5 protein-coding genes and 1 pseudogene are annotated in these 8,262 nt (G+C 69.3%); 2 read left to right on the plus strand and 4 right to left on the minus strand.

Annotation, left to right across the window (positions count from 1 at the left end; all coding sequences use genetic code 11):
* Positions 1 to 182: 182 nt before the first annotated feature.
* Positions 183 to 735 (minus strand): annotated as a pseudogene (locus tag IE275_RS45350) (GAF domain-containing protein); the annotation flags it as partial.
* 471 nt (positions 736 to 1,206) lie between these two features.
* Here IE275_RS45350 and IE275_RS45355 point away from each other — a divergent pair.
* Together IE275_RS45355 and IE275_RS45360 are read left to right on the plus strand one after the other, a co-directional pair.
* A complete protein-coding gene (locus IE275_RS45355; protein ID WP_189718560.1) occupies positions 1,207 to 2,769 on the plus strand; it encodes an MFS transporter in 1,563 nt (520 codons plus the stop codon).
* A gap of 99 nt (positions 2,770 to 2,868) precedes the next feature.
* Positions 2,869 to 3,336, plus strand: a complete 468-nt coding sequence (locus IE275_RS45360; RefSeq protein ID WP_189718561.1) for a hypothetical protein — start codon at positions 2,869 to 2,871, stop codon at positions 3,334 to 3,336.
* Between the two features lie 171 nt (positions 3,337 to 3,507).
* Here the strand turns inward: IE275_RS45360 and IE275_RS45365 are convergent, their stop codons facing one another.
* The 3 genes from IE275_RS45365 to IE275_RS45375 all read right to left on the minus strand — a co-directional run bounded on the left by IE275_RS45365 (position 3,508) and on the right by IE275_RS45375 (position 7,721).
* Positions 3,508 to 4,095, minus strand: coding sequence for a hypothetical protein (locus IE275_RS45365; protein ID WP_189718562.1), 588 nt, complete (start codon positions 4,093 to 4,095; stop codon positions 3,508 to 3,510).
* Positions 4,096 to 4,248: 153 nt separating this feature from the next.
* Positions 4,249 to 7,140, minus strand: a complete 2,892-nt coding sequence (locus IE275_RS45370) for a M48 family metalloprotease (RefSeq protein ID WP_189718563.1) — start codon at positions 7,138 to 7,140, stop codon at positions 4,249 to 4,251.
* Positions 7,137 to 7,721 carry a hypothetical protein gene (locus IE275_RS45375; RefSeq protein WP_189718564.1) on the minus strand — a complete coding sequence of 195 codons (585 nt, stop codon included), beginning with the start codon at positions 7,719 to 7,721 and terminating at the stop codon, positions 7,137 to 7,139. Before IE275_RS45375 ends, IE275_RS45370 begins: the two co-directional genes overlap by 4 nt.
* Positions 7,722 to 8,262: the final 541 nt, after the last annotated feature.

Raw genomic sequence — 8,262 nt, forward strand, 5'->3', positions numbered from 1 at the left:
CCACGCATGACAACGGCGGCCCCACACACCGGGCCCGCCGTTTCGGCGTTTCCGGACCGCCGCGTGATCCACTGACCAGGTGACCACGGCATCCTCACTGGCAGCGGTCCTCACCTGCTACGTCGCAGCCCTTCGGGCGAAGACACCGGACGCCCGTTGAGGCTCCGTCGAGTCTCCCAGGCGCCCATGAGGATGCCCATGGCCTCGCCGATGAGGTGGCGAGTGGCGATGGCCTGTTCCAGCTGGGCGTGGGTGCTGGCGCTGGAGAAGGCGACAGCGGCATGTGAGGCAAGCAACCAGCCGGCCGTTTCGCTGGCCCGAGTGAAGGCGCCGGGGGTGCTGGAGCACAGGTTCAGCGCGCCAAGCTCTTCGTCCTCGGTGAAGAGCAGGAAGCCCATCATGCTGCCGATGCCGAGTTCACGGGCCTTGGGTATGTAGGCGGGCCATCGCCGCTGGTGAGCGGTGAGGTCGGCGATACAGAAGCCCGCTCGCGGCGCGCTGTTCGGGCGGCGTCGAAGCAGGGCCTTCCCCCCATGCGTTCCTGCGTTCCTGGAGCTGGTCACTGTCGACGACGAGCTGGCTGGTGGGGGCGAGGGTCTGCACCTTCACCCCGCTCAGCACGAGGATCCCGGCCGCGTCGCAGCCCTCCACCAACTCTGTCGCCGACTCACTGATTCGCCGCAGCGTGGCGTCGACGGAATCCTGGGCCAAAAGATCCCGCGCCATCGATGCCATCTGCTCCGCGAACCGGCCCCAGTCCGCCTGTGTGCGGCTGGATGGCAGCGGGCCGCTTCGTTGGTCGGTCGGGTGGAGGACCGGCGCGGGTCTCCCGGGCGGTGCCGGAGCTCGGCCAGGTGCCGATGGTGAACAGCAATCCGATCCGTTGGTTCTCCTGGCGGCGAGGACAGTGCCGCCGTCCGGAATCGCGGTTTTGCATGGGCACCGAGCCGGGGTCGCAGGAAGCGGTGCGACAGCTCACTGGAGGGCATGAAATCCACTCAATCGCAACCCTTCAGAAGTCATGGAATCCTTCACATCGCAAATCCCTCAGAGGGCACAGAATTGTTCGGTCCGCAAATTCGGCGGAGGGCATGAAGTCCGTTCAGCCGCAACGGTATTGACGAGAAAATCCAAGCTTGACGGCGTCGTGGAGTTTGCCTATGGTCCAGTCGTTCAGGTTCCACCGATCGATATCCGAAGGTGTCCATGACCGCGTCTCCAGCGTTGCCGAAGTCCAGGCAGCAGTTGATTCTTGCCGTTCTTATGCTGTGTTCGCTGCTGATTTGGCTGGACAATACCGTCCTGAGCACCACACTGGAGACCCTTGCGGACCCGGCCCGTGGGCTGGGAGCCAATCCTGGTCAGCTGCAATGGGCGACCGGTTCGTACACTCTGGCTTTCGCCACATTGATGTTCACCGCAGGCGCATTGGGCGATCGGTTCGGTCACCGGACTGTGTTTTCCAGTGGGCTGGTGATCTTCGCCGGGTCTTCGCTGTGGGCGGCGTACGCAAGCGATGCGGACCAGCTGATCGCCGCTCGAGCCGCTATGGGGGTGGGCAGCGCGCTGATCACGCCCGCCAACCTGGCCATCCTCATGTGGACCTTTAGCGGCCCCGCGCGGGCTGCCGCGATCGGTATTTTCTCGACGTCGGCCGGTGTAGGAATGGCTGCCGGCCCGGTGCTGGCGGGGTTCCTGCTCGATCATTTCTGGTGGGGCTCAGTCTTTCTGATCAATGTCCCGGTCGCGGCATTGGCGTTGATCGGGCTCGCCGTGCTGGTCCCGAATTTCCGCAGTCCCACTCCGCGGCCATTGGACCCCGCTGGAATGTTTCTGTCGATCGGTGGGCTCGTGGCGTTGGCCTACGGGCTGATCCGAGCGGGGCAGGTGGCTGCGTGGAGTCGTACCGACGTCTGGGCGCCGATCGTTGTCGGTCTGGTTCTGCTGGGGGTTTTCGTCCTCGTCGAACTGCGTATCAAGGTGCCCAGCTTTGATCCGCGACTGCTCGCGCAGCGAACATTCGGTGGCGGCAATGTGGCGCTCGGACTGCTGCTGTTCGCTGTGGCCGCCATCACCTTCTACAACGCGTTCTACCTGCAAGGCGCGCTCGGTTTTTCGCCGATGAAGGCGGGCTTGGCCAATGTCCCGACCGCATTCGGTGCGCTCGCGGGGGCGCCCCTTGCCTCACGCCTGGTTCGCCGCCTTTCACTGCGCCCTGTCACCGTTCCGGCCTTGACCGTGGCTGCGCTGACCATGGGCGGGTACGGGCTCCTCGGACTCCACACGTCACTCGTCTGGATCGAGATCCTGTTGTTGATACAGGGGCTCTCGATCGGCATGGTGATCGGCCCCGTCACGGCCGCGTTGATCAGCAACCTGCCGTTGGAACAGGCCGGTGCGGGATCGGCTGTCACCAACACCGTGCGACAAACCGGCAGTGTGATCGGAATCGCGGTAGGCGGCACGATCATGTCGATCGTCTACCGACGTGCGATCGAACCTTCGCTGGAGGGTGCACCCGGTCCGGTGCGGGATCAGGCGCGCGTTTCCGCCGAACAGACCCGCCACGTCGCCACCGCCATCCACCGGCCCACTCTTGCTCGGGCTGCTGACGATGCGTTTATTCATGCCATGCACGTCGGCGCGGGCTGGATCGCGGTCATCACACTCCTGGGAGCGGCTGTGCTGCTGATTACCTTGCCTGCTGTCGAAAAGAAGAGGGATCCGATACCGGAGCCGGACTACGAAGAGGCTCGCAGCTCCGTCTGAGGTGGCGACAGCATCCGCCGCCAGCGGTTGGAGTACGACGACGTCGAGCGCAGCACCGTACGGTCGATCGCGGGTACCCGAAGACAAGGAGGCCCGGACGTGACGTTCACTCCCTGGTTCGCCGCCCTCGGCACCATCGACCGTGTTCCGTTCACCAAGGCGGCCGACCGGTACACGGCGTGCGCTCCGGACGGTCTCGCCGACACGAACAGCGACTGTTTCGGCGGCGATCTGGAAGAGGTCCTCGTCCATCACGGTCCGGTCCACCACACCGGCGACCTGGTCATCGGGTCGGCTGCTGGTCTCGGGTCTCTCACACGGCGGGATGCTGGCCGTCGCGGGAGACACGACCGCTGCGGCGTGCCTGTGCGCGAGCCGATGCTTCTCTTCGGCAGCCCCCCGGCACATCCGCACGACCCCGAACTCCAGGTCGATCTCACCGGCATGGACCAGGCCGGACTCGTCCTGCCGGAACTCCTCCACGCCTCGGGTCACCAGGCCGACCGGGCGAAGATCCGCGCGGCGCTGCTGGACGGTCGCCCGGTGCTGAGGACATCCGGCGGGTGAGCAGGCAGCGACGTACGGAACTGGCCTGCCCGGCCCGGCACACGCCTTCTGAAGTCGACGAGCGCGGAGCGGTCACCTGATCGCCCGGACCTGTCGTGGTCGAGAACGCCGACCCTGCGCGGTTGCCCGTGTCCCTGACGGAGCGTTGCCCCTTGTCGGGGTTGCCGGCTGTCAGTTGAAGACGTCCAGGAGGTCCGTCCAGGAGCCTGCGTCGTCGGCGGGGCGGGGCCGCATCGGGCGCGGATCCGGGTAGGTCTCCGCCGCGGCCCTCGCGCGGACGATGTCAGAACCGCCGCACGCCTCGACCGCGAAGGCGCCGAAAACCTTGGCGAACGCCGCGGGGTCGCGGAACTCCACACCGAACGCCCGGCCGTCCCGCAACGGCACCCACACCACCCGGTCGAACCGTGCCCATTCCGCCACCGGCTGGCCGTCCGCGGTCGACCGCCCCTCCAGCCACAGCCGCGCCACGTGCAGCAGGTTCACCTTCTCCATCGGCAGCCGCTTGCGTCGCACCCGCAGTTCACGCTCCGTCAGCTCGACGCGCTGGTCCTTCTTCGGGTACCAGACGACGCCGATCCCGAACGGCGCCCACAGCAGGATCCCGATCATCGGCCAGACCAGAGCGTCGCCCCACGACCGGATCAGCCCGCCGTCGAGTAGGTACAGGGCCCCGAAGACCAGAACCCACTTCGCCGTCATCCGCCAGAACCCACTGCCCTGCCGGTACAGAACCCGCCACTTCCCCGTCATCACCATGCCCGCACGCTATCCGCCGCCCCGCGGCTCACCGCAGGCGCCCTTCGCTACCGGGGGCGGGTGCCGTATTCGGCATCCGATAGCGGCCGCCTGGCGGTACGTGCGGTGCTCGCACGCTCGTCGCCAAGCGTCCGCCCTACGACTCTCGCCGCCTCAGGATGTGGCCGGTGTGCTTCCGGGTGTGGTCCACTCCCAGCTCACCAGTATGGAGTTCACGTCACGCAGAGTGACGGCCCAGTTCGCGGGATGGTCGGTGAACTCCAGGCGCAGCTGCTCGTCCCCGCGCTCGACCACGATGATGCGCCCCCGGTTCGGTCCGTTCCCGGTCGGGACATCCAGGAGCAGGGCTCGCGCTCCGGCCACCGTGGTGAGCCGGCCGCCCTGGCCGAGGAAGCCGGGGGCGATCCGGTCGATCGGAGACTGGGTGGTACGAAGAAGGACCAGGGTCGCGCGTTGGGAGAAGCCCGGCCGCTGGAGTCTCCGCTCCAGTAGCGCGGGTCCGTTGGGGGCCGGTGTGCCCGCGTCGGCGCCGGTGGTGTCGTACCAGCCCGGCACCAACCGCAGGCGGTACCCGTTGCCCCGGACCCAGCCCGCGTCACCCAGGGACGCTCCCGCCAGGAGGCCGTCGTCGACGCGGCTCGCCCGCACGAGAAGGGACGGGCCCAGGAGCGACGCCACGGACAGGACCAGAGTGACGGCGACCCGGCGCCGCCACGGCGACGCCCGGAGGCGGACGATCGGCGAAGGCCGAAGGGGCTCGGCGCTTCGCGCCGCCCGCGCCCGGAGTGTCCGCCCGCGCAGGGCGGCACACGGCGGCAGCAACAGCGCGGCCGTCACGCCGGTCCAGCCAGCCAGGATCTGCACCACTGTCCAGACGTGCCCACCGTCGAGCGGCTTCAGGCAGGCGCGCGCGGACACCGGGCCTTGGAAGACGTCGACGCAGTTGCCGAGCAGGATCTGTCCCAGGACGGCGACCGTCCCCAGCGAGGCACACACCGCCGCCGCGAGCGCCCCGGAACTCAGCGGCCACCTCCGCGACCGCCAGACGGCCACCACGGCGGTCGACGCCACGACCACCACGACCGCCGCCAGCTGTAGGTAGGAGAACCTGGCGAGGAAGTCGCTGTGCCAGCGTTCCCTGAAGGGCAGCCGGTGGGCCTGAACCGCCGTCAACACAACGCACAGCGCCAGCACTCCCCCTCCGGCCAGACCGGTGCGCAGAGCGACGCGTGCCTCGGCCGGGAATGCCGTCCGTGCCTGTGCCCGGTCCGGCAGGCCCGGCCGGACGCGCAGCCGATGCCACAGCGCGTTCACCACCAGGAGCAGCACGACCACGGCCCCCAGGGCGAGCACGAGTGACGGCAGCCCTGCCAGGTGGACCAGGGGGAGCAGCACGGCGGGCGCGTTGAGCCGTGCCTGCGAGCTGACGAAGTCCAGCAACGGGTTGTTCGTGAGGCCGACCACATGCGTGCCCGCCATGAGGACGTACTCCAGATACACATAGCCCACGGCCGACACGGCCATCGCGGTGAACGGCGCGACGGGCCGGTGGCCTCGGGCCGGCCGTGCGATCCCGCGGCTGGTCAGCCGGTACCAGGCCGCCACCGCCTCAGCGGTCCAGCTCGTCGCCGGAACGGTGACCACCACGACCAGCAGCACCCAGCCCGGGAGCCACAGGAGCAGGTCGCGAACCGTCTCCGGGACGGCGTACGACCGCGGGGCGACCACGGGGCTCAGTGCCGTGCCGGTGACGAGTCCCAGGCCGAGGGGCCACATCCGGCGGGGAGCGCCTCGGGGATGGACGGACTCGTAGCGCCAGCGTCCCACCACGAGCACCGCCGCCACCATGGCCCCGGGAAGGACACTCGTCCATACCGGCTGGGCGCCGTTGCTCCACAGGGAGGACGGACCTTGCAGGCCGAGCAGCGTGACGGTGGCCGTCAGCCCGATGGCGACACCGCCCCAGTAGCCCAGCCCGAGGGGCGGCATGGTGCCGGAGAGCTCCTGGACGCGCCGGGCCGGGGTGGGGTGCAGGGCGCGCAGCGCGCGCATGCCCCCGGGCCGCGCCGGCGGCATGTCCCGCAGGACGCGTGGCAGCGCGGTGCCTTCGCCCTCCCACTGGACGACCCGGGCGTCGGCCTGGAACTCGCGTGAGCGCACCAGTGCGGCCAGCAACAGCAGGGCCAGGGTTCCCAGCAGCAGGGCCTGCGCGAGGGGGACGACGATCAAGGGGTGCAGGAGCGGGACTGAGGCGAGCCACCTCCCCGAGTAGGCGGAGAGGACCAGTCCGAAGACGGTCGTGAGTGTCAGGGCGAGGTAGGTCGGTTCGATGTCACGGTTGCGCAGGTGGGCCATCTCGTGCAGGACGACGGCTCTGAAGGCCGCCGGATCGGTGTGGTGACGGACCACCATGCCGGTGCTCAGGGCCAGCGCGCGCCGTCGGGGAAGGCCGAACACGAACGCGGAGGGCACGGAGTTGCGGGGTTCGAGGAAGAACCGCACTCGGCCCACTCCCGCCACGTGCCGCAGCCGTTCGAGTTCCGCCAGCAGGTCGGCTGCGTCGTCCGTGGTCAAGGGTCGTAGTCGGCGTCGCCGCACGCACCACAGGGGATGCGCGAGATACAGCAGAACACCCGCGCCGAGGACCAGCCCCAGCCCGACCGCCTGCCATCGCACCAGGCGGTGACGGGCCGGGGCCAGGCACTCGCCCGTTGCCTTCAACTGCCCGGCCTTCGCTTTGTACATGTCGTTGATCGCGTGATTGTCGGCCGGCCCCGCGGGCCGGGCGGGTTGTGTGACGGTTTCCGATTGATGGAGGCATGCGCTGATGCTCCGGGCCAGGTCTCTCGTGTCCGTGGTCGCCGCGAACAGACTGGGCATGAACCCCGAGCACGAGATCGTCACCGTGGCGACCAGCAGGACGAACAGGAACGTCGTCTCGCCGGGCAGGCCGAACATGCTTCCTCGGCGTACGGGGCCGTCCCCCGCGCCGGTGTCGGACGGTACGGACGTGCGCGCGTCGCCGGCCGTCCGCGTTGCGCTCATCCGAGCTCCTGCGGCAGGGGCTGCGGGGCGAGGGCCGGTGCGTGGGCCTGCGTCTGCCCTTCCGAACCCTGCTGGGCCTGCGCGCGTCCCTCCGATCCCTGCTGGGCCTGCGTCTGCCCCTCCGGCGTCTGCGAGGCCGCGGCCTGCCCCTCCGACGGCCGCGAGGCGTCTACTTGTCCCGCCGGTACGTGTCCCTCCGGCTCCTGCGTCGGGTCGAGTTCATCCCGTCCGGAGGTGTCGGGGCCGGCGAGGGCTCCGACGACCGCGTCGGCCATCAGCCGCCGTTGCTCCTCGGGCAGCCCCATGGCCCCGGCCTGCCGCGTCACGAGCCGGTGCAGTTCCCGCAGATGCTCGGGGGTAAAGGCCGCCGCGGGACCCTCGGCTCCCTCGGGCCGCTCGTCCCCTCCTCGGCCGAACCGTGACCGCAGACGGCTCACCAGCTCCTCCGCCCGCACCTGACCCGCCCGCACCGTCGCGCTCGCGGCCTCCGCGCACAGCGACTCCCACAGCCGTCGGCAGACCTCCAGCACGATCGGGGTGAGGACCACCACCGCCGTTTCGACGCCGATGCCGAGAAGCACGTCACGGTTCGGGCGCCTCCAACGGCTCCCTCGGCTCCCTCGGTTCCATCGGTTCTCTCCGTTCCATGGGGCGCCTCGCCGAAAGTACTCGTCACGCATCCCGCCGAAAGCGGGCAGCTCACCCGGTGCCTGGAACTCGACGACACTTCGGGCGAGCGCCCCCACGACCCACCGGTCGTGTTCTGCAAGCCACTTCAATGTCTCCCCCAGAAAATCGCGCCCGCCCCTGACCGTGAAGTGGCCACCGTATAGAGGCACATGAGACGTTCGGAGAGGTTTCGGGCAAGCGTCGTTTTCCGGGTGCTTCAGTGGTATTACGCTCTCGACGCTCGCCGGTGCGCGCCTGTTGGGGTGAGGTCGCGTGCCGGGGCGGAGGGCCGGCTGCCAGTCGTCCGGCACACCCGTGAAAATCGGCGGCCGGAGCCGCCCGTAGGCTCCCGGTCATGGCCGTCGCTGTCGCTGTCGGTGTCGGTGAGGCTGAGGTTGTCGCCGCGGCTGCGAAGCCGGCCGGGCTGCCCAGGACCGGGAGACGGCGCGGACG

This window comes from Streptomyces phaeofaciens, assembly GCF_014648915.1.
GTDB lineage: Bacteria > Actinomycetota > Actinomycetes > Streptomycetales > Streptomycetaceae > Streptomyces > Streptomyces phaeofaciens.